The 22,414-nt window shown below is 58.8% G+C and carries 26 protein-coding genes; 8 read left to right on the plus strand and 18 right to left on the minus strand.

The genetic code is table 11. The features are described from left to right. Nucleotides 1-69: 69 nt before the first annotated feature. Together PG1C_RS13950 and PG1C_RS13955 are read right to left on the minus strand one after the other, a co-directional pair. A complete protein-coding gene (locus tag PG1C_RS13950) occupies nucleotides 70-1,281 on the minus strand; it encodes a CaiB/BaiF CoA transferase family protein (protein WP_202635323.1) in 1,212 nt (403 codons plus the stop codon). 58 nt (nucleotides 1,282-1,339) lie between these two features. Further along, entirely contained in the window at nucleotides 1,340-1,696 is a 357-nt protein-coding gene (locus tag PG1C_RS13955; protein ID WP_202635324.1) for a hypothetical protein, read from the minus strand. Nucleotides 1,697-1,892: 196 nt separating this feature from the next. On the opposite strand from PG1C_RS13955, the gene trxC reads away from it, so the two are divergent. The 3 genes from trxC to purU all read left to right on the plus strand — a co-directional run bounded on the left by trxC (nucleotide 1,893) and on the right by purU (nucleotide 3,916). After that, entirely contained in the window at nucleotides 1,893-2,336 is a 444-nt protein-coding gene (gene trxC, locus PG1C_RS13960; protein WP_202635325.1) for a thioredoxin TrxC, read from the plus strand. Between the two features lie 111 nt (nucleotides 2,337-2,447). Beyond that, nucleotides 2,448-3,056, plus strand: coding sequence for a bifunctional phosphoserine phosphatase/homoserine phosphotransferase ThrH (thrH, locus tag PG1C_RS13965; protein WP_202635326.1), 609 nt, complete (start codon nucleotides 2,448-2,450; stop codon nucleotides 3,054-3,056). Then, nucleotides 3,056-3,916 (plus strand): formyltetrahydrofolate deformylase, encoded by an 861-nt coding sequence (gene purU, locus PG1C_RS13970; RefSeq protein ID WP_202635327.1) that lies wholly within the window; start codon nucleotides 3,056-3,058, stop codon nucleotides 3,914-3,916. The genes thrH and purU overlap by 1 nt, the downstream gene beginning before the upstream one ends. Nucleotides 3,917-4,133: 217 nt before the next feature. Here the strand turns inward: purU and PG1C_RS13975 are convergent, their stop codons facing one another. The 15 genes from PG1C_RS13975 to PG1C_RS14045 all read right to left on the minus strand — a co-directional run bounded on the left by PG1C_RS13975 (nucleotide 4,134) and on the right by PG1C_RS14045 (nucleotide 17,311). Further along, on the minus strand, nucleotides 4,134-4,844 hold the full coding sequence (locus tag PG1C_RS13975) for a Crp/Fnr family transcriptional regulator (RefSeq protein ID WP_202635328.1): 711 nt from the start codon (nucleotides 4,842-4,844) through the stop codon (nucleotides 4,134-4,136). 24 nt (nucleotides 4,845-4,868) lie between these two features. Further along, nucleotides 4,869-5,702 carry a response regulator gene (locus PG1C_RS13980; RefSeq protein ID WP_202637095.1) on the minus strand — a complete coding sequence of 278 codons (834 nt, stop codon included), beginning with the start codon at nucleotides 5,700-5,702 and terminating at the stop codon, nucleotides 4,869-4,871. Next, on the minus strand, nucleotides 5,702-8,308 hold the full coding sequence (locus PG1C_RS13985) for a PAS domain-containing hybrid sensor histidine kinase/response regulator (RefSeq protein WP_202635329.1): 2,607 nt from the start codon (nucleotides 8,306-8,308) through the stop codon (nucleotides 5,702-5,704). Before PG1C_RS13985 ends, PG1C_RS13980 begins: the two co-directional genes overlap by 1 nt. A gap of 344 nt (nucleotides 8,309-8,652) precedes the next feature. Beyond that, nucleotides 8,653-8,937 (minus strand): collagen-like protein, encoded by a 285-nt coding sequence (locus PG1C_RS14725; RefSeq protein ID WP_261339202.1) that lies wholly within the window; start codon nucleotides 8,935-8,937, stop codon nucleotides 8,653-8,655. 228 nt (nucleotides 8,938-9,165) lie between these two features. Beyond that, nucleotides 9,166-11,133, minus strand: a complete 1,968-nt coding sequence (locus PG1C_RS13995) for an AsmA family protein (RefSeq protein WP_202635330.1) — start codon at nucleotides 11,131-11,133, stop codon at nucleotides 9,166-9,168. A gap of 120 nt (nucleotides 11,134-11,253) precedes the next feature. Then, nucleotides 11,254-11,403: a hypothetical protein gene (locus tag PG1C_RS14000; RefSeq protein ID WP_202635331.1), complete on the minus strand. Its 150-nt coding sequence runs from the start codon at nucleotides 11,401-11,403 to the stop codon at nucleotides 11,254-11,256. Nucleotides 11,404-11,527: 124 nt separating this feature from the next. Next, nucleotides 11,528-11,827: a hypothetical protein gene (locus tag PG1C_RS14005; RefSeq protein WP_202635332.1), complete on the minus strand. Its 300-nt coding sequence runs from the start codon at nucleotides 11,825-11,827 to the stop codon at nucleotides 11,528-11,530. A gap of 18 nt (nucleotides 11,828-11,845) precedes the next feature. Then, nucleotides 11,846-12,178, minus strand: a complete 333-nt coding sequence (locus PG1C_RS14010) for a hypothetical protein (protein ID WP_202635333.1) — start codon at nucleotides 12,176-12,178, stop codon at nucleotides 11,846-11,848. Then, entirely contained in the window at nucleotides 12,168-12,650 is a 483-nt protein-coding gene (locus PG1C_RS14015; RefSeq protein WP_202635334.1) for a hypothetical protein, read from the minus strand. The genes PG1C_RS14010 and PG1C_RS14015 overlap by 11 nt, the downstream gene beginning before the upstream one ends. Nucleotides 12,651-12,795: 145 nt before the next feature. Further along, entirely contained in the window at nucleotides 12,796-14,124 is a 1,329-nt protein-coding gene (locus PG1C_RS14020) for a PQQ-dependent sugar dehydrogenase (protein WP_202635335.1), read from the minus strand. A 171-nt stretch (nucleotides 14,125-14,295) separates the two neighbouring features. Beyond that, nucleotides 14,296-14,550 (minus strand): hypothetical protein, encoded by a 255-nt coding sequence (locus PG1C_RS14025; protein WP_202635336.1) that lies wholly within the window; start codon nucleotides 14,548-14,550, stop codon nucleotides 14,296-14,298. Nucleotides 14,551-14,565: 15 nt separating this feature from the next. Further along, nucleotides 14,566-15,294 (minus strand): hypothetical protein, encoded by a 729-nt coding sequence (locus PG1C_RS14030; RefSeq protein ID WP_202635337.1) that lies wholly within the window; start codon nucleotides 15,292-15,294, stop codon nucleotides 14,566-14,568. Nucleotides 15,295-15,527: 233 nt separating this feature from the next. After that, nucleotides 15,528-16,631: an outer membrane lipoprotein gene (locus PG1C_RS14035; protein ID WP_202635338.1), complete on the minus strand. Its 1,104-nt coding sequence runs from the start codon at nucleotides 16,629-16,631 to the stop codon at nucleotides 15,528-15,530. A gap of 100 nt (nucleotides 16,632-16,731) precedes the next feature. Beyond that, nucleotides 16,732-16,881: a CsbD family protein gene (locus PG1C_RS14920; protein ID WP_348539345.1), complete on the minus strand. Its 150-nt coding sequence runs from the start codon at nucleotides 16,879-16,881 to the stop codon at nucleotides 16,732-16,734. A 211-nt stretch (nucleotides 16,882-17,092) separates the two neighbouring features. Continuing rightward, on the minus strand, nucleotides 17,093-17,311 hold the full coding sequence (locus tag PG1C_RS14045) for a hypothetical protein (protein WP_202635339.1): 219 nt from the start codon (nucleotides 17,309-17,311) through the stop codon (nucleotides 17,093-17,095). An 86-nt stretch (nucleotides 17,312-17,397) separates the two neighbouring features. On the opposite strand from PG1C_RS14045, the gene PG1C_RS14050 reads away from it, so the two are divergent. The 5 genes from PG1C_RS14050 (at nucleotide 17,398) to pgl (ending at nucleotide 20,326) form a co-directional block, all read left to right on the plus strand. Next, nucleotides 17,398-17,712, plus strand: coding sequence for a hypothetical protein (locus PG1C_RS14050; RefSeq protein WP_202635340.1), 315 nt, complete (start codon nucleotides 17,398-17,400; stop codon nucleotides 17,710-17,712). Between the two features lie 404 nt (nucleotides 17,713-18,116). Further along, nucleotides 18,117-18,296, plus strand: coding sequence for a hypothetical protein (locus tag PG1C_RS14055; protein ID WP_202635341.1), 180 nt, complete (start codon nucleotides 18,117-18,119; stop codon nucleotides 18,294-18,296). A gap of 7 nt (nucleotides 18,297-18,303) precedes the next feature. After that, complete coding sequence (locus PG1C_RS14060) at nucleotides 18,304-18,669, plus strand: hypothetical protein (RefSeq protein WP_202635342.1); 366 nt, start codon at nucleotides 18,304-18,306, stop codon at nucleotides 18,667-18,669. Nucleotides 18,670-18,692: 23 nt separating this feature from the next. Continuing rightward, complete coding sequence (gene gnd, locus PG1C_RS14065) at nucleotides 18,693-19,598, plus strand: phosphogluconate dehydrogenase (NAD(+)-dependent, decarboxylating) (protein WP_202635343.1); 906 nt, start codon at nucleotides 18,693-18,695, stop codon at nucleotides 19,596-19,598. Next, complete coding sequence (gene pgl, locus PG1C_RS14070) at nucleotides 19,595-20,326, plus strand: 6-phosphogluconolactonase (RefSeq protein WP_202635344.1); 732 nt, start codon at nucleotides 19,595-19,597, stop codon at nucleotides 20,324-20,326. Before gnd ends, pgl begins: the two co-directional genes overlap by 4 nt. Here the strand turns inward: pgl and tkt are convergent. Then, nucleotides 20,319-22,370 carry a transketolase gene (gene tkt, locus PG1C_RS14075; RefSeq protein ID WP_202635345.1) on the minus strand — a complete coding sequence of 684 codons (2,052 nt, stop codon included), beginning with the start codon at nucleotides 22,368-22,370 and terminating at the stop codon, nucleotides 20,319-20,321. The genes pgl and tkt overlap by 8 nt on opposite strands. Nucleotides 22,371-22,414: the final 44 nt, after the last annotated feature.

Genomic DNA, 22,414 nt, shown 5'->3' on the forward strand with positions numbered 1-22,414 from the left:
TTATGGATACTGGGTTTTTTACCGAGGCGCCCGGCTCATCAGAAAATCTGCGGCCTCAATTTTTGGTGCTCATGCGGCAAGACCTACCACGCCCAGCGTAGCAAGGGTTGCGATTTCCTCTGGGGTATATCCGCACTCGGCCAGCAAGGCAGCGGTGTGTTCGCCGACGCGCGGTGGCGGAGACATCTGCGCCACGGGACGCATGCCCTGCGCGAGCTGTGCCGGAAACCCGATCAACGGCAGGCCGGGTAACCCGGAATGTGTCTGAAATCGATTAGCCAATACGGGGTCGGCCATCGCCTGCGGTACGGTATTTACCGGCCCGCACGGAATGTCGGCGGATTCAAATCGCTTGACCCAGTCGGCCGCTGATTGGGTTGCAAAAATTTCTTCCAGCACTAACAAAAGTTCCTGCCGGTTTTCAATACGCGCCGAGTTTTTTGCAAACCGTGGGTCATCTATCCACTGTGGCCGCTCGATGATCTGGCAAAACCGGCGAAAGGCCGATTCATTGACAATGGAAACGCTGAAATAATTTCCATCATTACCTTGAAAATGTCGGCTGGGCACGGCAATCGGCAGGTTTACTTCGCGCACCGGCGCACGGCCTTCGATGGCGAACTCACCCACTTTTGACGCCATGAAATTGAACATGGTATCGATTAATGACAACTCAACCCGCTGGCCATGCCCGGTTTGCCGCCAGTGCATTATCGCGGCCAGCATGCCCACGGCACCACACATGCCGGAAGCCACATCAACGATAGGCAAGCCGATGCGTATGGGCGGATCACTCTCTTCACCGCTGGCAAAAAATCCCCCGGCCAGACCCTGAATCACGCTATCAACGGCGGGTTTTAAGCGCGCGGGGCCGTCTTCGCCAAAGGCGGAAACAACGTAATAAATGATCTCGGGATTAATGCGCTGTACCTCTTCGTAGCGCAAACCGTAACGCTCGGTGAAATCAGGGCGAAAGTTATGCACCAGTACCTGCGCTTGGCGCAGGAGCCGCTCTAACACCGCTTTACCTTCAGGTTGTCGTAAATCCATGGCAATGGATTCTTTGCCGCGATTACACGCCATGAAGGTCACGCTCGATTCGTTATAAAAGGGCGGGCCAAAGTGCCGTCCATCTTCACCGGTGAGCGCTTCTACCTTGATCACTCGCGCGCCCAGATCAGCTAACACCATGGCGCTATAGGGCCCTGCGATCAGGCGCGACAAATCCAGCACGGTGACGCCACTGAGCACCCCTGATTTTGCCTCCGTATCCTTGATCAATGCTCACCTCGCTGTGTTATTGCCGATGGCCTTAAAGCCACCCAGGATTTACTCACCATCAATCAAATGATCTTGCCACCTGCAAGGTCAATAGCCCACTCCACGCAATCTGCAACGCTTGTGCCGGCGCCAGATCGCCCCCCAAATCCCACTGCAAGCCAAACTTGCCAGTTGAGTACAGCCGTTTGTGGCGCAAATCGCCAGAAGGCACGAGAAGCAAAATGCCACCGATGTCCCGGATGAGATCGGCAGCGGTACAGCCTCGGCAGATCGTGGTTGCTCTGGGGCTCTGCGTATCACATAGGCGGCAATCAGCGTTAAGGCCGCCAAGCACGGAAAAATATTTCGCCAGCCGGCATAAGGCAGCAGAATCGGCAAAATGGGCGAAGAATTCGTTTTGTTCATGAGTGGCCATGCATTATGACGGATGCGTTTCCTGGTGGCTCCTTGGTGATTCTCTGCTGCTCTGGATTTGCGGGGTTCTCGCGAAGGCTACGCGGGGCGCACAAGGCATCGTTCAAGGTACATTGCACTGGCACACGTGGCAACCTTGATTTCATCTGAACAGCCCACACTTGATGCTCGTGATCATACAACCCTTGGAGCATCGCATGCCCGCATCTCGCATTATTGCCTGCCCGCACTGTCATACGCTTAACCGTCTACCGGCTGAACGTCTCAGCGCGGGCGATACGCGCGGAGTTTGCGGCAAATGCAAGCACCCTCTATTTTCCGGCACACCAGTGGTTCTCGATGAACCAGGATTTGCACGCCATGCAGAACGCTCTGACCTTCCTCTCCTGGTCGATTTTTGGGCGCCCTGGTGTGGGCCGTGCCGCACCATGGCGCCTGCTTTCGAAGCCGCGGCGCAACAGCTCGAACCACAAGTGCGCTTGGGCAAGGTAGACACCGAGGCGCAACAAAGTCTGGCGGCCCGCTTTGGCATTCGCAGTATTCCCACCCTGATACTGTTCAAACAGGGCCGTGAAGTAGCACGGCAAGCGGGGGCCATGACAGCGGATGCCATTAAGCGCTGGGTGGGGACTCACCTTTAACCTCGCACCTGAATAGCACGCCGGTGCATGCTTTCGAATGCCGCACCGCCAAACAGGTAAAATCCGAGATTTCGCGCCGTATCACCAGCGCCGACTTTTTGGAGAATGTGCGTGCAACTTGTCTGTCTTGACCTTGAGGGTGTGCTGGTACCGGAAATCTGGATTGAATTTGCTAGCCGCACCGGCATCGCCGAATTGCGTCGCACCACGCGTGATGAGCCCGACTACGACAAACTGATGAAATATCGGCTGGACTTGCTGAAAGCACACAAGCTGGGGCTGCCGGATATTCAAAAAGTCATTGCGGCAATGGGGCCGATGGTTGGCGCAAAAGAGTTTCTCGACCAGTTGCGGCGTGATTTTCAAGTCATTATTTTGTCCGACACCTTCTATGAGTTTGCCATGCCGCTCATGGCGCAACTGGGCATGCCCACGCTGTTCTGTCACAAGCTGGAAGCGGATGCCGCCGGCTTTCTGGTGAATTACCATCTGCGGATGCCGAACCAGAAAAAAGAGGCGGTGCAGCGCTTCAAAGAGCTTCGCTTTCAAGTCATTGCCGCTGGCGACTCTTACAACGACACTGCCATGCTGATGGAAGCACACGCAGGCATTCTGTTTCATCCGCCGCAAAATGTGGTGGATGAATTTCCGCAGTTTCCTGTTGCCCTGAACTACACCGAGTTGCGCGCCGCGATCGACGTAGCCGCAGCACACATCTAATGCACACCGGCCGTTTTTACACGCTCACGGCTTCATGCCCCGACCGGGTGGGCATCATCGCCCGCGTCACCGGCTTTATCACCGAGCACCAAGGCTGGATTCTCGAATCCAGCTTTCATGCCGACGCATTAGATGGCCGCTATTTCATGCGCATCGAAGTCAGAGCCGATTCCCTGCCATTTTCTCTCGCTGAATTCTGCAGCCGCTTCGCCCCGCTAGCGCATGAATTGCAAATGGATTGGCGCATCAGCGATTCTGCCGTGAAAAAGCGCGTGGTCATTTTAGTGAGCAGACAAGCGCATTGTCTATATGACTTACTCGCGCGCTGGCAATCCAATGAACTGAATATCGAGATCGCCTGCGTCATCTCGAATCATGCCACCTTTAAAGGGTTTGTCGAATGGCATGGCATTCCGTTTCACCATGTGCCGGTAACGCCTGAAAACAAGCCTGCGGCCTACGCCGAAGTGCAGCGCCTGTTTGCAGCGGCGCAAGGCGACACCATGGTACTGGCCCGCTACATGCAGATTCTCCCGCCCGAGCTGTGCGCGGCTTATCCGGGGCGTATCATCAATATCCACCATAGTTTTCTGCCCTCATTCGTCGGTGCCAAGCCTTACCATCAGGCCTATACGCGCGGCGTGAAGTTGATCGGCGCAACGTGCCACTACGTCACCGAATCACTCGATCAAGGGCCGATCATCGAGCAGGATGTGATCCGCATCGACCACTCGGATTCCGTCGAGGACATGGTGCGTTATGGCAAGGACATCGAGAAAACTGTGCTTGCGCGCGGCCTGCGCTATCACCTGGAAGACCGCGTGCTCGTGCACAGCAACAAAACGGTGGTATTTCGCTAAGGTATTCAGGCATTGCCATCCAGCAGAGTACAGCAAAAAAATACTCCGGCGACGCGCCGACTATTACCGGCAGGAGCGAATGGTCGCTGTACCTGCGACCGAACTTCGAATCGCCAAACGGTGACATTCAGAAATCGCCCCATTGTGGGCAGGTACTGTTTGAAAGGGGGTTTGCTGGACTGAGGGGGGTTATTAGACAACAGCCTGCTGCCCGATGCTACGCATCGGGCAGCAGGCGATTCAATTCCTTACTCACCACGGCATAGCACTCACACGCGCCAGTCTCCAACCCCAGGCGGTCAAGCACCGTAATGTGACCACGGCGGTAGCTAATAAAACCAGCGCGCTGCAAATTCCCCGCAGCCTCTGTAATGCCTTCTCGTCGTACCCCGAGCATGTTGGCAATCAGCTCCTGAGTCATGGTCAACTCATTCGTCGGCAAGCGATCAAGCGTCAGCAACAACCAGCGGCATAGTTGCTGCTCCACCGAATGGTGCCGGTTGCAGGCCGCAGTTTGCGCCATCTGCGTCAGCAGCGCCTGGGTATAACGCAGCAGCAAACGCTGCATCAAGCCGGCGCGATTGAATTCCTGCATCAGCAAGCGACGCTCCAGCCGGTAAGCGTAGCCCCCAGTTTGCACCACGGCCGAGCTTGGCGTGGTATCTCCGCCCATGAACAGCGAAATACCGACAATGCCTTCATTGCCCACCCCTGCGGATTCGGCCGATGCGCCAGACTCCATGACATAGTGCAGCGACACGATGGCGGTGGTAGGGAAATAGGCGTGTTGCAACTGTCCGCCGGGCGCGTAAAGCATTTTACCGAGTGGCAGCGGGACCAGTTCCAGACACGCAGCCAAGGGCTCGAATTCCGCCGTGGGCAAGGCGGAAAGAAGATGGTTTTGTTTCGGACTATGGAGTGATGACATTGCTAATCGCCGGGTTCCCGCGCTCTATTTCTTTGCGGCTTGTTCCACACCGACTCCGCGGTAACCGATGAAACGGCAGGACCGATTGAACATCGGCTCCCCGCTCACCCGAAATGTTTGTTGCGAGCCATCGGCGTTAACGCGGCTGAAAAGAAAATCCAGGAAGGGCTGCCGGGCTGCGATGGTTGCCTGCAGTAGCTGGCGCTCTGTCTCATTCCAGCCCCCCACCGGGTTTGGCAACTGAGCATCGCTTGCCTCTTCCGCCAAGGAGGCGACCCGGATTCCAAGCATCTCCAGGACCGGGCCGGAAACCTTGGTGAAGTTCATGTTCTCGTCCTGCTCCCAATACCAGTCCGAGGCGAGTTCGGTCAGGCTGCGATAGCGCGCTTCGCTTTCGCGCAGTTCGGCAGTCCGGTCCTGGACTGTCTGTTCCAGCACCTTGCTGTAATTCTCAAGTTTTTTATACAACAGCCGCACTTCCAGCATGTTGTGGATACGCGTCTTGACTTCGACCAGATCGAATGGCTTGCTGATGAAATCCTTTGCGCCCACTTGTAACGCGCGCAGCTTGTGGCCGGGTTGAGCGGTGATCACAAGAACCGGAAGGTAGCTGTCCGCAGCGTTGGTCTTGAGGCCTTCTATCACCTGGAATCCATCCATGGCGGGCATCTGCAGGTCGAGCAGGATGAGGTCGTAGCGGTTTTTGCGATGCAGCGCGCAGACCTCCTGTGGATTCATCGTTGAGGCAACGCCGGTGTAGCCAGCCTCACGCAGCACTTGCTCAAGCAGACTGACGTTGGATTCCTGATCGTCAACAATCAGGATGCTGGCGCCAAGGATCTCGGACTCGGTAATCATCATGCCTGGTCCTTTTTAGCCGCGATGGTCGCTTCCGTTTTCGCAAATTTCAGTGCCACGTCCAGTGTATCCATAAACTCGTTGACCTTGATGGGTTTGGTGAGATAACGAAAGAATCCTGCCTCCAGACCTTTTTCGATATCGCGGGGCATGGCATTGGCACTGAGCGCAACCATCGGGATGTGGGCTGTTGCCGGGTCTTCCGCCAGGATTTTCAGCGCCTTGATACCGCTGATGCCCGGCAGATTGATGTCCATCAGGATGACATCCGGCCGGGAAGCGCGCGCCATCTCGATGCCGCGGTTGCCGTCCCTGGCACTCAGCAAGCGGATATCGGGCCGACGCGCAATGAGATCCTCGACCAGCATCAGATTAGCCGGGTTGTCCTCGACATAGAGCAGGGTGTGCAACTGCGCGTCGGCTTGGACTTGCGCCTCGTCGATAGCCGTGGGTTCGGCTGCGCCCACGGCAGCTTGTGGTTCAGCCATCAGGTTCAATTCGATCCAGAACACGCTGCCCTTGCCAACGGTGCTTTCCACGCCGATGACACCCCCCATCAGTTCGACCAGCCGTTTGGTCACCACCAGGCCGATACCGGTGCCTTCCTCCGTGCTGGCCGCCTCCTTGCCGAGACGATTGAACGGCTGGAAAAGCTGCGCAAGCTGTTCCGGAGTCAATCCTTCGCCGGTGTCCTCGACACGAATGTGAATACGTCCCGGGGTGCTCGCGATGCAGTCCACGACGACCGATCCGCCCACCGTGTTGTATTTGATCGCGTTGGAAAGAAGATTGATGAGCGCCTGCTTCACCCGTGTCCGATCGGCGCTGACAAAGTAGGGAATTTCGAACGGGGTAAAGACCATGCTGATGCCGCGCTTTTGCGCCTGCGGTTCTACCATGGTCCGGCATTCGTGGATGATTTCGGCCAGCACTACCGGTTCCAGTGACAGCGACAGCTTGCCGGACTCGATCGCCGCGAGATCGAGTATTTCGTTGATCAGCTCGAGCAAGTACCACCCGGCCTTGAGAATCTGATCGATGCTGCGCCTCTGGGAGGACGTCGGTGGCGGAGAGCCGGATTCCATGACCTGGGCAAACCCGAGAATCGCACTCAGCGGCGTGCGCAACTCATGGCTCATGCTGGAAAGGAAATCCGATTTCGCGAGGTTGGCTCTTTCCGCCACGAACTTGGCGCTCTCCAGCTCGGCGTTCTTGTCCATCAATACCTGATCAAGCCGTGCCCGTTCTGCTTCGACCCGCTTGCGCGCGGTGATGTCACGCAAAATACCCGTGAAGTAACGCTGGCCACCCAGCCACATCTCGCTGACTGCTATCTCCAGCAGGAAAATGCTGCCATCCTTGCGCCGACCCACGACCTCGCGTCCGAGGCCTATGGCGCGCGCCTCAGCGCTCGCACTATAATGCTCGAGGGAACCATTTCCACTGTGCTGGTTTCGACCAAGCTCGGGGATCAGCATGCTGAAGTTTTGTCCGATGAGCTCTGCTGCGGTATAGCCAAACATTCGCTCAGCGGCCGGGTTAACTGTCTCGACGATGCCGCCGCGCGCATGGAGGGTGATGACGCCGTCCACCACGGTATTGAGAATCGTCTGGATCAGCGCGGCACTGTCGCGCAAGGCCTGCTGCGTTGCATATTCCCCGGTGACATCGCGGAACACCAGCACGGCGCCGATCACTTGATCGTCGCGGTCGCGAATCGGCGCACAACTGTCGGCAATATCGCACTCGCTACCATCGCGTGCAATCAGTACGGTGTGGTTAGCCAGGCCCTGTATCGTGCCATGCGCCAAGGTTTCCATTACCGGGATAGTGGCGGGTTGTCGGGTCTCTTTGTTGACAATGGGAAAAATCTCGTCCACCAGGCGGCCGGTGGCTTCTGCCTGCGTCCAACCGGTGAGTTTTTCGGCCAGGGGATTCAGGAGTGTCACATGCGCTCTGGCATCGGTGGCGATCACTGCATCGCCGATCGAGTTGAGCGTCACTGCAAGCTTTTCCTCGCTGTCCCGCAAGGTAACGTTGGCCCGCTGTAGTTGTTTATTCGTCTCTTCCTGAATCTCGAGCAAATGCTGCCGATCAGCTTCGACCTGCTTGCGCGCGGTATTATCGGTGCCGATCAACAGATAGCCGATGATGGCGTTTTGAGCGTCGCGCAGCGCCGTGACCGACACCACCGCCGGAAAGCGACTGCCGTCCTTGCGAATATAGGTCAGCTCGCAGATGTCCTCAATACCGCGCGAGGCCTTGAACACCAAGGCCTCGAAGCCCGGCGTAATCGGAGTGCCGAGTTCCAGACTGAGTGCTTCCGCGCGAGTGATCACTTCCTGCGGATCGGAAATGTCGGTCGGGGTGATCTTGTTCAGGACATCGGCGGCCGCATAGCCCAGCATGCGCTCGGCACCGACATTGAAAATCTGAATCACGCCCTTCTCGTCGGTAGCGATACTCGAAAAGTTGGCGCTGTTGAGAATCGCGTTCTGCAAGGCGCCCGTTTTAAGCAAGGCTTCCTGGCGCCGCACTTCGGCGATGCCGCCCACCGCCTCGCCGGTATTGTCAGCAAGGGTGGAACTGTTTCCTGTTTCGGACATGGCTGATTTCCGTGAAAAACGTACAACGATCCGGAGGGAGAGCTGCGCTTGTCGGGCCGGCAACAGGAGATTGCGGGCCTCCACAGTCGGATAAAAACCGTGCCTCTCCAGAGGTGAATGTGGATCATCACGGTCTTTCCGGCGGACGTCTGTGTGCTAACGCACACAAGCCGGTCAATAATACCCCCATTCGCCTAACCCAGCGGATTTGCTGGGTCAGCGTAGCAAGTTTAAGCGCGCCAATTGCCCTTACCCCGTCGCCTGAAGGAAAGCGTTACGTTGCAGTACCGGCAGCAGCCAAGAGGGCACCACCGCCGCGCATGCCGAATATCCCCAGAGAAAACTCAGGGTTGAGAAGGCGGAACGATTATCACGGTATCACCGCCGGTTTTACCGCGCTCACCCGTAGCTCCGATATCTCCCTTGTTCCCGGTTGCACCGGTATACCCAACCGCGCCGGTATCCCCGGGGATACCGGTTGCACCGGTCGATCCTGTAGCGCCTGTCGGACCGGCGGGCCCCGGAACGGGAACGGTAACCACCGTCGCGGGAGTGATGACAGTCGGTCTATCGCATGCGCTCAACGCCAGCACCATCAGTACCGCTGAAAACACTATCGAATATTTCATGAGAATCCTTTTTTGATTGTTTGATGAAAACCGCTCATCTGGACAGATTTGCGGCCACTAAGAGGTTGCAATTGCAAAGTACACCGCATACGCATGCAGTTCTGTGCGCCAGCACACAATATTTCCGGAAAGAATGATGGGCGGCAGTTTTATATTGTCGCCCGCTGGTTCTTTTCCTCCCTGAAGGCAATTAAAAGCAATTGGCGGATCGAGGCTCTCGGTTTATGCTCAGTTCCGATGGTCTGTTTTTTTGTTCTCTGAATGCGGCAAGGCCTTTGCATCCCGGACCAGTTGTCCGCAATCGCTGTCTTTTCCCGGACCGGCGTCGATCAATGGAATCAGTGCAAGCAGCGGATTAACCATGCCCAGCGCAATCGCGCCGATCCCGCGCGCGGCTATGCGCCCCTTGTCGACTTTGACATCGGACTTGGCAAAGCTGCCGCGTACGTAGATCGGGCTGCGCAACGCCACGGGACTGGTGTACTTCGTTTTCTGATTGAGCGTCAGATCCAACGTCTCCTGTCCCAGATCGATACTGCCTGTGCCGATGATCGTGGTGACCTCGGTATCAAAGATCAGCGCGTCGGCGTGCATGATGCCTTCCCCGACCTCGAAGTCGGCCACCCCGCAACGCAACTTGACGAGCTTGTCGCCGGTCACTTTCAGCTCCAGCATTTCCCAGAGATGCAGGCCGACTTTTTCCATCATCAACTTGCTGATCCAGCCGCCGTCAACAACCAGTCCCACCTTGCCGGTAGAACTCGCAAGCATGCCTCCCACCGAGTTGCCTTTCCCCGCGAGATCGAATTCGCCGTTGATCTGGCCCATGCTGGCCTGGCTCAGTTCGATAGTCGGAAACAGCTTGGCAATGAGAATTTTTCTTGCCCGCACCTGGGCGTGCGCCCGGATCGGATCCTTACGTCCATCCAGCGAAATCACAGCGCTGATGTGGCCGCCGGCCACGCCGAAATTGAGCGGATCGAGCGTCAGCACGGAATCGCGCAAGCTCAAATGAACAATGAGGTCTTCCAGCAGCAGATCCTTGGCGCGGCGGATGGTCCTGGCCTTCAGTGTCACCTCCGCGTCGACGCTGTCCCAGCGGTCGATCTTGAACGGCAGATCGGGCAGCACGCGTGCTTGCGCAGACGTGGACACGGCTGTTTGGGAAGACCATGAGGGTGCCTGTTTGACGGCTTGCAGACGGCCAGGCCTCGCACCTATCAACGGGCCAATATCCGCGAAATCGAGCGACTTGGAAACCATATCTGCTTTCATTGCCGGGCGTTTGCCGCCAGTATCGACCTGCAATGTGCCCGCAATATCGCTGCCCCCGGTTCGTCCCGAGAATTTTTCATAGCGCCACGTTCGCCCGCTGTGCACGATGTGCCCGTCAATCGCGTAAGCGTGCGTTTCCGGAAACACGATGCCGAGCAGCGGAAAAAGCTGCGCCAGACTCTCGCCGCGCAGGGCGAGGCGCATGTCCACCGCAGAAAACTTCAGCAGGCTGGTAATGGTGCCGTCGGCTTTCACGCCGGTGTGGCCAATGATGAGCTTGGCTTGCAGCGGATATGGCGTGCTTTCGTCGCGCAATCCAAGCACCGGCCCGCCGTTGCCGCGCGCCTTGAGCGGCAGACCCTTGTATTGCCCTTGCGCCGTGAAGGTAAGCCCTGCTCCAGCTGGCTGAGTGTTTAACGTCGAGAGCTCCGACCGAATGCTGGTCTTCTGCCCTGCATCGTCGTAGCCTAGCAGGCCATGGTCGAGCGTCAGGCGGTCGATCTGGATACGCGCCCCTTCGTCCTGTTGGTTGATGTCCAGCAGCCAGTTCTTTCGACCGCCGGTGCCTTGCTCCAGAAAAACCACAGGCCGCTCGAGTCGCACCTCGGGAAAAATGATGTTTTGCCGGAGCAGTTGCGGCAAATCGATCACGATTTCCACCACATCGGCTGTGACCATCTGCTTTTCCCTGGCCCAATCCGGATTCGCGAACGTCACTGCGTCGGCGTGAATGCGCGGCAAAGGCCAGTCGAATGTCACCTTTAGTTCGCCGTTGATGGCCAATACGCGACCGGTTTTCTCCGCCGTCATGCGCTCTATCGGGCCGCGCAGCCAGTTCCAGCCGAAAATTGCGATGAAAAGAACCCCCACCACGATAGGTGCAAGAAAAACCCCGGCAATCCATTTGAGCGAACGAGGCAATATCACAATATCATGGTGGCACGATCGAACCACCTCTGGCGGGACCGCAGGGTAGCCTGCTCAAGTTACTGCTTTGCTTTCCAGTTGCAATCGACACGATCACGTCGCCAATTGGCCCGCTCACTGCCATTCCAACAGCCTCTTCGGCAACGCTGCCAGATGCCGCGCCAGCCCCGTGCCCAATAGGTGAGCGTCCAGTGTGCCTGTGATGGGGTCGCGGTTGACATGTTCCTCATTGGCTACAACTTGCCTCGTAACCACTTCCGTCATTTCAGTCCTCCTTCGTCGATTGCCGGCGTTTCAAGTTGGCTGTTGCATGGTGACCCTGTGCACCCTTAACCCGGAGATCGTATTCGATCGGTGCGCTCGCACACCCGCTCGCATACCTTATGCATCATTTGTATGTTCGCTTCGAGTAAGCCGCCGTAACGCTTTCTTCACGGTGTTTGTTGCGCAGATAGATCCACTGGCCGATGCCGGCAGCCACCAGCATCAACAGATTGGTTGTCACGAACACCCAATTGCCCAATAACCCGCTATAAATGACGAATCCGGTCGAAGCCGCCAGTTGCCCGACGAACAGCCACTTCGACAATCCCCGCGTACTCCGGTCACGCCATTCGGTAAAAACCTGGCGGCCGATAGTAAGCAACGACATGGCCGCGGCTGACCAACCGATCAATTCAGTCCACATGAGCGACGCGAAATTCGCTCAGTTCAGGATGCCAGTGCCAGGCGCGCACATGGCGTTGCGATACTTACCATATCTGGTCGCGATCGCCATCGGCCAGGCATGCGAAAGGAGCAGGATTGAATTTCTTATCGCTTTTTTCTTGGTTGGCGGATGGTCGGTGCCTGTCGATCCATCCTTTTTCCAGTCACCCGCCCGTGTTTTGCTATTGCTGCTGACGGCTGGCTGGCTGAATCCTTTTTTGAGCGTCACGATATTCCTCCTGTCTGCAGACTCAATTGGACGCGCTTTCCACCAGTCGCGGTGCTGCAACCGGATTGAAATCCGTCCAGTCTCCATCGCGTCATTCGCCATACGCCTCTTCGATATCCACCGCGCCTTCCGCGCGCAGGGTAGCGATCACGCGTTTTTCGTTCTCCGGTTTTGCAATACGCACCGATAACATGACGCCGCTCGAACGGCGTTCTGGCGCACGCGGCTTGCCATCATGATTGCCGAGCCCATCCAGCACACTGGCCAGCGACCCCACACAGGCGCCAGTCGCCGCGGCGGCAAGCGCGACCACCGGCCCACCCGATGTGCCGATCGTCCTGGCAGTGAGCCCTGCGGCAACGGCCGTGCTCGCCGCCGACTTGCCTGCACCTTTTGCACCTTCTGCACCAGGATCTTCATCCTCGTCACCACCCACGACAAAAGCATCGTGCTGACCCGGCGGATTGTTGTGAAAAATGCAGATATCCGCAGTGTCGATATATTGCGCAATCAATGCCGAAACGGCGTCCGCGCCGTCTTTTGCCTGAAATCGCCCTGCGATGACTCGCTCCATTGCATTACCCTTTCGCACCGCAGCATTACATCAGCCAGATAAGAAATTTCAAGTAGTTGTCGATCTGCTCGACCCGGGCACCCGTGACAATGCTCCTCCACTCCAGCGCAATGTTCTGTTCGCTAGCCAACACAAGGCGGATAAGTCACTGCTTTGACGCGGCCGGCTTCACGCGCCAGATGACATTGCCAATATCGTCCGCGACAAGTAGCGCGCCTGCCCTGTCCACCGCCACGCCTACGGGGCGGCCAAGAGCGTCACCCTGCGCATTGACAAAGCCGGTAAGTACGTCCTCGGGCGCCCCCACAGGGCGTCCATTGGCAAACGCTACGAATATGACTTTGTAGCCACTCCGCGGTTTGCGGTTCCACGAGCCATGCTGGCCGATGAACGCCCCGCCGGCATAGCGCTGCGGTAAAAGACTCCCACGATAGAACACCAGCCCGAGTGATGCGGTATGCGTGCCCAGCGCATAGTCAGGCGCAAGGGAACGAGCGACCAGATCGGGACGCTGGGGCTTCACCCGCGCATCGACGTGCTGGCCGTAATAGCTGTAAGGCCAGCCGTAGAAAGCGCCATCCTGCACCGACGTCATAAAGTCGGGAACCAGATCACTGCCAAGCTCGTCACGTTCATTCACCGCGGTCCAAAGCGTACCGCTTTGCGGCTGCCAATCAAGCCCGTTCGGATTGCGCAAACCCGAGGCAAACAGTCGCGAGCGGCCAGTTGCAGGATCGACCTCCAAGATGGCAGCGCGGTTGACCTCGTTCTCCATGCCATTTTCGCCCACATTGCTATTCGAGCCTACCGTCACATAGAGGCGCGAACCGTCGCGGTTGGCAATGACATTCTTGGTCCAGTGATGGTTGATCGTGCCTGCAGGCAGATTGACGACTTTTACGCCGGGCGCGGTGATCTGCGTATCACCTATTTTGTAGGGGAAGCGCATGATCGAATCGGTGTTGGCCACATAGAAGGCGCTGCCGACGAGCGCCATGCCAAAAGGCGAATTTAATCCGCTCAGGAAGACGGTTCGCGTCTCCGCAATACCATCCCCGTCCGTGTCACGCAACAGCGTAATGCGGTCGGCGCTAGGAGTTGCGGCACCTGCGCGTTTCATCACCAGCCTCATGATCCAGCCCTTGATGCCTTTGCCGTCTTCGGGCTTGAGCGGGGCATTGGTTTCGGCAACCAGCACATCGCCGTTGGGAAGGACATAGAGCCAACGGGGGTGATCGAGGCCAGCCGCGTAGGCATTCACCTCAAGCCCGGCTGCAGCCACCGGCGTCGCCCCGGCTGGCCAGCCCTTGGCCGGGGCAATGTGTACCGTCGGTATGAGCGTCGGATGCGGCGGCGGCAGGGTGGGATAGGGGCCGACACCGGCGTTCTGCGACAACGTCGCCACTTCGCCGCAGCCGACGAGATTCAGCATCAGAAAAATGGCCAGTAGAAAGAATGCGATGAGCTTGTGCATCAGGATTTGGAATTCCCGCAACGCGATTGCCGTTGCCGGGTTTACCTATTTTGTATGTCGATCACGCATGATCTACCGCAGCACAGGTCCGGTCTGTGCGTCAAAACACAAATGCCGCTCATCGGCAAGACCAGGCAGGCAAGCGGGCGGAGGACAGCCCTGTATCCAGGTTTATTGTTTCTGCGCGACCACCCGGCCTGCCGTGTTCACGAATACCCGGTAGCGGCTGCCGTCCTTGCATGACGCGATGTGGTCGTTGTCCGCTTGCCGTTTTGCACTGATGACCTGGCCGCATGGCAAGCCCAGCAGCATGATGACGGATGTCAGGTCCTTGAGCAGAGCAGTGTCGTCTGCGGCCGACGATGGTCCTGCGAAGAACACCGTGAGCGCGAATATTAAGGCCGAAGCCCGGGCAGGTGTGGTCAAAACGCTCTCCTTGGGTCAGGTTATTGAATTGAATTTTACCGGATCCGCGAGGATGCCCCAGATCGCTTCGCGCGACCCTGAGATCGTGCGGGCCAGGGATGGATCACTGTTCTGGACGAGGGCAAGCACCTTGAGGACCAGCATGTCGTAGGGTTGCCGCAGTGAGGCGACACTGGTCTTCTGCCCGCTCTGGTAATGTGCCCGGAACTGTTTCAGCAGATCGTCCATCTGGTTCTTGAGCGCAAGCTTGGTGAACACGCCGATGGCATTGGTGTCCCGTAGCCGCGCCTTCAGAGCCGCCACATCCAGCGGCGGCTCCAGCTTCCTGGCAACGGGAAGCGTATCCTCATTCTTCCGTGGCTGATCAATGGTCACCGGAGAGATGAAAACCTTTGCAGGCGTTTTGGCGAGCGGAGGAGCGGCCTTGGCGGCTCTCCGGCTCCAAGGCTGCGTCGGCGCACCGGCCACCGGTTCGACTCCGATGGCCTCGCCGCTAATCATCACGGGCTGGCGCAGCCCGGCAGGGGGCGCCGCCAACGCGACGGTCGCTTCCTCTCTTGCTTCGGACCGAAGCGGCTCGGCCGCGACGGCTCGGTCCTGGTTCGATCCGTCCAAGGACAGATCGGCTACCACGGGTCCTGTTTGTGTCATCACGCTCGGCGGCACCTCTTTTACCGCAGCGCAACCTGCCGCCAGAGAGAAGAAGAGAATTCCGATAATACGCACTGCAGGTTGAACAAGCACTTTGGCTCCCGGTTTGGCGTGGCTGTCATACTTACGTACGGCTGAAATTGGAGAGATCTTTGCTAGCTATTGCGCTCGGATTGTCTCGATGCGTGCTACTAGTTCTGGCTCGACTGGCAACTGTTGTATGCACATATTCCGCTTCACCGGGAATCATCCTCGAAGTAGCGTAGATCGCCAAGATGGGCCATGTCTGCCGCAAGCTCATTTTGCTCAACTCTTTGCACCACAGTTCACGAAGCCGGGGCCAGCGTGCCATTCTCCACCCTGACCTTGTCACCTACTTTGAGAGCCGGCTCGGTCGCGTAGGAAATCGTCTGGATACCACCACCCTGGAGGCGGACGGTTACGTCGTAGTGCCTAGTCTTCTTGACCCGCTTTTCGATCTCGTTGCCGGCAACAGCCCCGCTCACGGCACCCGCAATCTCAGCTGCGGCAGTACCTCGGCCCTTGCCAATCTGGCTGCCGATCATCGCACCTACCACGCCACCGGCGATTTTGCCGAGATAACTGCCATCGCCTGTGATCTCGACCACGTTGATCAATTCGACCACACCGCAATTGGCGCAAATTCTGGTTGCCCTGCGTGCGGACGGCATGTGACCAGCCACCGCCAGCAGTGACTGGCCGAGGAGGGCGCTCGCCTCCTGATCACTGCGGCGCAACGTGGCCGTGGTTACCGAGTTGGCCGAAATACGGTCCCGATCCTTGATGGTGTAAGTACCCTCATACACGCCGGTCGCTACTTCCTTCAGGGATAACTTCCCCTTCACCCCATTGATCCTGACGCTGGCCTTTCCGCCCGGGCTTCCGGACAGGGAAAAGAACAAGTCCGTGCCCGAATCCAATCGGCCCACCGGGCCAACCTCGAAACGATCGATTCTGGGAACTGCCGCCAAAGCAGCGGCATCGGCTGCGCGTTTGGCGTCGGAACGTGAAGCGGCACCAGCAAGGAGAGATTCATCCAGAATGTCGGTGGCAATGCGATTGCCTACGCGCAAATTGGCAGTGACCATAGCCTCGGCCGTGATGCGATCCCTGCTCTTGATGGTGTAAGTGGCTTCATACACGCCGGCCTCCACTTCCTCCAGCGGGAACCTGTCCACGACCCCATTGATCCGGACAGCCGCCGTTCCGCCAGGGCTCCCGTAGAGGGTAAACATCAGGTCATTGCCAGCGGTCAGTCGTCTGGCCGGTTCGACATCGAACCCGTCGATCCTGGGGCCCGCAACCGGGTACGCAGTCTGCTGCGCCCGCGCGATCGTCGAAGACAACGCAAGTGGAAAAAGTATCAACAGTGCAAATGGCACCAACAACATTTTCTTAGGTATGCTCACAATCTTCCTTTGCCTTTTAAGTTCAAAACCAGCTCCCCGGAAGGGTACCAATCGCGGTTGCGATAAAGAAAGCCCCTGAGCTGTCGCTCAGCTTCCTCTTTCAGATGCCGTGCCGCTCCTGGAGACTACCGGCGAGTTGGTCATGCTTGCCGGCGTCCACGCCCAAATCATCGCCAAGGAGCTTGCTCCATTGCTCTTTCGGTTTACCGCTGAACTGCTTCCAGTGACCCTCACAACGACCCCTGTTCATGTCAATCTCCTGCTGTCTGCTCTTACTCATTTAGCTCGGTCGCCAGACCCATCGTCTCAATGCACTGGATACGCGTCCATCGTAGAGGTGGCCACGCGTCGATTTTCCTTGTCAGGACATCCGGAGTCTGTGCGCTAGCAAACACAACATCCGGGAAAAGAGCATGGAAACCTGCTCGACCAAGTAGCCATTGTGACGTTTCTGCGGAAGGTCACCGGAGCATGATCAGGAACAGATAGCCTGTCGCCAGCCGGTGCCACTCATGTTCGATATCACATAGACGAACCAGGGCCGTAGAACAATCATGATGAACCATGAACAACGCATTGAAAGCCTTGGCGATCTGATCGGCGATGCCGGTTGCGTCAAAATGAGCAAATTCTGAGAGGCACGCGGTCATCGCATGGTGTGAGAAGAGATCGATCACCATGACCAGATAAAAAGTCAGCCATCATGGGTACGAATGCAGGAGTGCGCTCAAAAACCAAGCGCAACATTTTTTGGAAAAAATGTTGCATGGGGAAAAAGCGCAAACCGCTAACCCTTGAAAAACGGACCATGATCCAGACGCAGTTAGCGGTGGGCTACCGCGCCGAGGCTTGCATCGACGTGCTCACCGCTTGCATGGTCAAGTTGCGCATTGAGCTCCGCCTGCAACCGGGAGCAGCATTATGGGGTCACGCTGCTGGTTATCTGAAGGCAGGCTACTCGTCCGCGCAGATTGCTGGCACACCGGCCGGGATGTATCCTGACAATCCTTTGTTGCAGGTTTCTCATGAGACTACACTGCTATCTATGCCATGCCGCGCGACGAGTTGCGCACAGAAGTGATTGGCTGATTACACTTTGGCCATGTCAAACGCCGTCCGCGCGCGGTGAGGATAGGTGGGGGAAGATTCCCGACATGGTCACCGCCCGCCGGAGATTGAGGAACGATTGGTACCGAGCCCTGGGAGGGCGAACTCACCAAGGGTGTGCGCAACTGTTCGGCAGTAGGCATGCGGGTGGAAAACACCACTCTGCTCACGGTGCTAGCCAAGGGATAGACACAACGCCCGTGCCAGATTCAAGTGCCCCGCAGAGTTGTTCACATCAGACGCTCTCGACTTTAGGCAGCATGATGCTGCGCTTTTTGAACTTCGAGTTTGAAACTGCCTGGTATAAAACCCATTGCCCTGAAGATGCAACGTGCATTGACGATTGTTATCGGTAGTATCCTCGCGATATGTTCCGCAATGGCCGACAAACCCTCCTGGGCAGGTACCAGCAAGGACGTCAAGGACAAGCTGATTGAGCACAAGCAATACATCGACAAATGCAACGAGGACCTGCCGGAAATCCGCAACTGGGAGTGGCTGGGCAAAGTACGGTCCAACGGAAAAATAGACGGTGGAAAACTTCCGCACCTGAATTGAGCCCAGAGTGGATCTGCGAATCGCCAATGAAGAACAAAATCGCTACTTCGAATCTCTGCGCGTGGTAGCGTCGTGGATATACGGTTCGATGGGCATTTGCGGCCGATCGACTCAGTGCTGCGCGCTGGAGATAAAGGATAAATCGTCATCGAAGTGCTGGCGCAGAGCAATGCGTGTCATGTGCGCCGGACGAGATTATCAACGAGTTCACTCTGCTGGTGATGGTCACAGGTATTGGTCTGTGTACCCTTTTGCCTGCGTCATCCATGCCTATCCGGCCCAGGTCGAAGCGCTCAGGAAGGTGACGGACGCCGACAACCGCACACATCTGATGCCGACCATCCAATCGCTGTTGTGGAGCTGGTTGCAGTAATAACCACCAACTAAGGAGAAGCCATGAAACTCGGCATGATCGGTTTGGGGCGCATGGGCGCCAACATGGCGCAGCGTCTGATGCGCGGCGGACATCAGCTGGCGGGCTTCGATCCGAAACCCGAGGCACGCAAGAACCTTGAGGACAAAGGCGCCGAATCCGCAGATTCGCTTGCCGCGCTGGTAGCGAAACTGCCAGCCCCACGCACGCTATGGCTGATGGTGCCCGCCGGCGAAATCACCGATGGCACACTTACGAATCTGCTGCGGCTGCTGGCCGCAGGCGACACGGTCATCGACGGCGGCAATTCCAATTACAAGGACACGCTGCGCCGGGCCAAGACGTTTGCCGACAAAAAAATCAACTACGTCGACTGCGGTACCAGCGGTGGCGTGTGGGGTCTGGCCGAGGGCTTCAGTATGATGATCGGCGGCGACGAAGCGGCAGTCGAACGGCTGCGGCCGATCTTCGAAACATTGGCGCCCGCCAAGGATCAGGGCTGGGGCCGCGTTGGCCCGGTCGGCGCCGGCCACTTCACCAAGATGGTCCACAACGGCATCGAGTACGGCCTGATGCAGGCCTACGCCGAAGGCTTCTCGATCCTGCAGCACAAGAGCGAGTTCAGCCTCGATCTGCATCAGATTGCCGATATCTGGCGCTACGGCAGCGTGGTGCGCTCGTGGTTGCTGGACCTCACAGCGGCAGCACTGGAGAAGAATCCGGCGATGACAGGGATCGCTCCTTATGTCGACGATTCCGGCGAAGGGCGCTGGACCGTGGCCGAGGCGATCGACCTCAACGTTTCCGCGCCAGTCATCACGCTGTCGCTGCTCGAGCGCCTGCGTTCGCGTGACGCGGACTCGTTCTCCGACAAGCTGCTGGCGGCAATGCGCAATCAGTTCGGCGGTCACGCGATCAAGAAAGAATGAGCGCCACGGATACGCAGGACAATGCCGACCGCGGCGGCGCACGCTGGATCGGCGTCGCTGACGCTGCGACGCTGTGGCAGGTCGCGTACCGGCGCATCCTCGATGCCGCCGCGTGCGCGATCGAACGGCGCGGCCGGTTCCTGATCGTGCTCGCCGGCGGCAGCACGCCGCGCGCCATCTACCGGATGCTGCGCGCGGCGGACACTGACTGGTCGCACTGGCAGGTGTACTTCGGAGACGAGCGCTGCCTGCCGGCGGACAACGCCGAGCGCAACAGCCGGATGGCGACCGATGCCTGGCTCAATCACGTGCCCATTCCGCAACACGAGGTGCACACGATTCCCGCCGAACTCGGCGCGAGTATGGCGGCGCTTGCCTACGCGGAAACGCTGCGCGGCGTCGGCGATTTCGACCTGGTGCTGCTCGGCCTCGGCGAGGACGGCCACACCGCCAGTCTGTTTCCCGATCGCGACTGGGGCGTCGCGGCGAGCGCACCGGATGCGCTGGCCGTGTTCGATGCGCCCAAGCCGCCGCCGCAGCGGGTGTCGCTCAGCGCGGCACGGTTGAGCCGCGCGCGCGTGGTGCTATTTTTGGTTGACGGCGAATCCAAGCGCGATGTGGTGGCGAGATGGCGCATGGGTGCCGACATTCCCGCGCGCGCCATCCGCCCGGAGACCGGCGTCGATGTGCTGACAGAGTCGATACTTTTCCCCGCTGGCGTCATCTAGCCAGCAACGTCTGCGCCCGTGCGCAGACGTTGTCGACGGTAAAGCCGTATTCGCGCAGCAATATTTCGGATGGCGCGGAAGCGCCGAAGCGTTCCACGCCGAGCATATCGCCCCGCGCGCCGATATAACGATCCCACCCTTGCGGGACACCTAACTCGACCACGAGCCGCGCGCTGACCGAGGGCGGTAGCACTACGTCGCGTTCGGCTTGCGGCAAAGCTTCGAACAGATCCCAGCTCGGCATCGACACGCAGCGCACGGCGATCCCCTGCGCCCGCAGGCGTTCGGCTGCGGCCACGATCAGGCCAACTTCGGAGCCGCTGGCTATCAGGATCAGCTCCAGCTTGCCGCCGGGCGGATCGAGCAGGACATAGGCCCCGCGACGCAGGCCTTCGGCAGGCGCATATCGGCTCCGATCGAGCGTGGGCAGATTCTGGCGGCTCAGCACCAGCACCACCGGACGATCGCGTGTCTCCAGCGCGACCCGCCACGCGACCGCGGTTTCGTTGGCGTCACCGGGGCGGATCACGGTCAGATTAGGAATCGCGCGCAGCGCGGCAAGCTGCTCCACCGGCTGATGGGTGGGGCCATCCTCGCCGAGCGCGATGCTGTCGTGTGTGAACACATGCACGACGTGCAAGCCCATCAGCGCGGCTAGCCGGATCGGCGGGCGCATGTAGTCGGAGAAGATAAGGAAGGTCGCGCCGTACGGAATGAAGCCTCCGTGCACAGCCATGCCGTTGACGATCGCGCCCATCGCGTGCTCGCGCACGCCAAAGTGCAGATTGCGCCCGGCGTAACTCCAGCCACCGCCGCTCGAGCCTTGCGTATCGAGGTCCTTGCCCGCCGGTGGATTGAAATCGCCAAGTCCCTTCAGCGCGGTGTACGTGGACGGATCGAGATCCGCCGATCCGCCGCTCAGCGCCGGCACCCGCGGCACGATCGCATTCATCACCTTGCCCGAGGCGACGCGCGTGGCGATGCCTTTGGTGTCGGCAGGAAAGACCGGAATGTCCACATCCCAACCGGACGGCAACTCACCGCACAGGCTTCGCTGCAACTCCTCCGCCACATCGGGGTATGCCTGCGCGTAGGCCGTCATGCGCTCGTCCCACGCCGCCTCGTCGCGCGCACCGCGCGTCAGCGCCTCGTGAAAATGCGCCAGCGCCGGTTCCGGAATCAGGAACGCCGGCTCGGTCGGCCAGCCGAGGTTCTGCTTGGTCAGGTGCACCTCGTCGACGCCCAACGGCGAGCCGTGCGCCTCGAAGCTGTCGTGCTTTTTGGGGGAGCCGTAGCCGATGTGGGTGCGCACCAGAATCAGCGAAGGCCTTGCCGTTTCAGCGCGCGCGGCCCGCAGCGTGGCGTCGATCGCGGCGAGATCGTTGCCGTCCGCGACCGACACAGTGTGCCAACCATAGGCCTCGAAGCGACGCGCGACATTCTCGGAGAAGGTGATGTCGGTGCCGGCGGCCAGGGTGACGCGATTGTCGTCGTACAGGCAGGTCAGTTTGCCGAGCCGCAGATGTCCGGCGAGCGAGGCCGCCTCGGAGGCGACACCCTCCATCAGGTCGCCATCGCTGGCGATGGCAAATGTATGGTGGTCGATGACCGCGTGATCGGGACGGTTGTAGCGTGCCGCGAGTTGCGCCTCTGCGATAGCCATGCCGACCGCGTTGGCGAAGCCCTGTCCGAGCGGCCCGGTGGTGGTCTCCACGCCGGGCGTATGTCCACGTTCCGGATGTCCGGGCGTCTTGCTGCCCCACTGACGAAACTGCTTGATGTCGTCCAGCGAAAGCTCGTAGCCGGTCAGGTGCAGCAGACTGTAGAGCAGCGCCGAACCGTGCCCGGCCGAGAGCACGAAGCGGTCGCGATCGACCCAATGCGGGTTGCGCGGGTTGTACTTGAGCACCTGCGTCCACAGCGCGTAGGCCATCGGCGCGGCGTCGAGCGGCAACCCCGGGTGCCCGCTGTTCGCCTTCTGCACGGCGTCCACCGACAGGAACCGGATGGTGTTGATGCATAGCTGATCGAGCTCGTCGGACATGGCTGCTTCCTGATTGAGTGCGACGTGTGTGAATCGTGAACGTG

This window comes from Rugosibacter aromaticivorans, from assembly GCF_000934545.1.
In the GTDB taxonomy this organism is placed as follows: domain Bacteria; phylum Pseudomonadota; class Gammaproteobacteria; order Burkholderiales; family Rhodocyclaceae; genus Rugosibacter; species Rugosibacter aromaticivorans.

What these genes read in the sequence shown, in the direction of transcription:
- PG1C_RS13955 (WP_202635324.1), bottom strand. Translation starts at nt 1,696, where the DNA reads ATGGCCACTCATGAACAAAACGAATTCTTCGCCCATTTTGCCGATTCT.
- trxC (WP_202635325.1), top strand. Translation starts at nt 1,893, where the DNA reads ATGCCCGCATCTCGCATTATTGCCTGCCCGCACTGTCATACGCTTAAC.
- purU (WP_202635327.1), top strand. Translation starts at nt 3,056, where the DNA reads ATGCACACCGGCCGTTTTTACACGCTCACGGCTTCATGCCCCGACCGG.
- PG1C_RS13975 (WP_202635328.1), bottom strand. Translation starts at nt 4,844, where the DNA reads ATGTCATCACTCCATAGTCCGAAACAAAACCATCTTCTTTCCGCCTTG.
- PG1C_RS13980 (WP_202637095.1), bottom strand. Translation starts at nt 5,702, where the DNA reads ATGATTACCGAGTCCGAGATCCTTGGCGCCAGCATCCTGATTGTTGAC.
- PG1C_RS13985 (WP_202635329.1), bottom strand. Translation starts at nt 8,308, where the DNA reads ATGTCCGAAACAGGAAACAGTTCCACCCTTGCTGACAATACCGGCGAG.
- PG1C_RS14725 (WP_261339202.1), bottom strand. Translation starts at nt 8,937, where the DNA reads ATGAAATATTCGATAGTGTTTTCAGCGGTACTGATGGTGCTGGCGTTG.
- PG1C_RS14000 (WP_202635331.1), bottom strand. Translation starts at nt 11,403, where the DNA reads ATGACGGAAGTGGTTACGAGGCAAGTTGTAGCCAATGAGGAACATGTC.
- PG1C_RS14005 (WP_202635332.1), bottom strand. Translation starts at nt 11,827, where the DNA reads ATGTGGACTGAATTGATCGGTTGGTCAGCCGCGGCCATGTCGTTGCTT.
- PG1C_RS14010 (WP_202635333.1), bottom strand. Translation starts at nt 12,178, where the DNA reads ATGGCGAATGACGCGATGGAGACTGGACGGATTTCAATCCGGTTGCAG.
- PG1C_RS14015 (WP_202635334.1), bottom strand. Translation starts at nt 12,650, where the DNA reads ATGGAGCGAGTCATCGCAGGGCGATTTCAGGCAAAAGACGGCGCGGAC.
- PG1C_RS14020 (WP_202635335.1), bottom strand. Translation starts at nt 14,124, where the DNA reads ATGCACAAGCTCATCGCATTCTTTCTACTGGCCATTTTTCTGATGCTG.
- PG1C_RS14920 (WP_348539345.1), bottom strand. Translation starts at nt 16,881, where the DNA reads ATGAACAGGGGTCGTTGTGAGGGTCACTGGAAGCAGTTCAGCGGTAAA.
- PG1C_RS14045 (WP_202635339.1), bottom strand. Translation starts at nt 17,311, where the DNA reads ATGGTGATCGATCTCTTCTCACACCATGCGATGACCGCGTGCCTCTCA.
- PG1C_RS14050 (WP_202635340.1), top strand. Translation starts at nt 17,398, where the DNA reads ATGGGGAAAAAGCGCAAACCGCTAACCCTTGAAAAACGGACCATGATC.
- PG1C_RS14055 (WP_202635341.1), top strand. Translation starts at nt 18,117, where the DNA reads ATGGCCGACAAACCCTCCTGGGCAGGTACCAGCAAGGACGTCAAGGAC.
- gnd (WP_202635343.1), top strand. Translation starts at nt 18,693, where the DNA reads ATGAAACTCGGCATGATCGGTTTGGGGCGCATGGGCGCCAACATGGCG.
- pgl (WP_202635344.1), top strand. Translation starts at nt 19,595, where the DNA reads ATGAGCGCCACGGATACGCAGGACAATGCCGACCGCGGCGGCGCACGC.
- tkt (WP_202635345.1), bottom strand. Translation starts at nt 22,370, where the DNA reads ATGTCCGACGAGCTCGATCAGCTATGCATCAACACCATCCGGTTCCTG.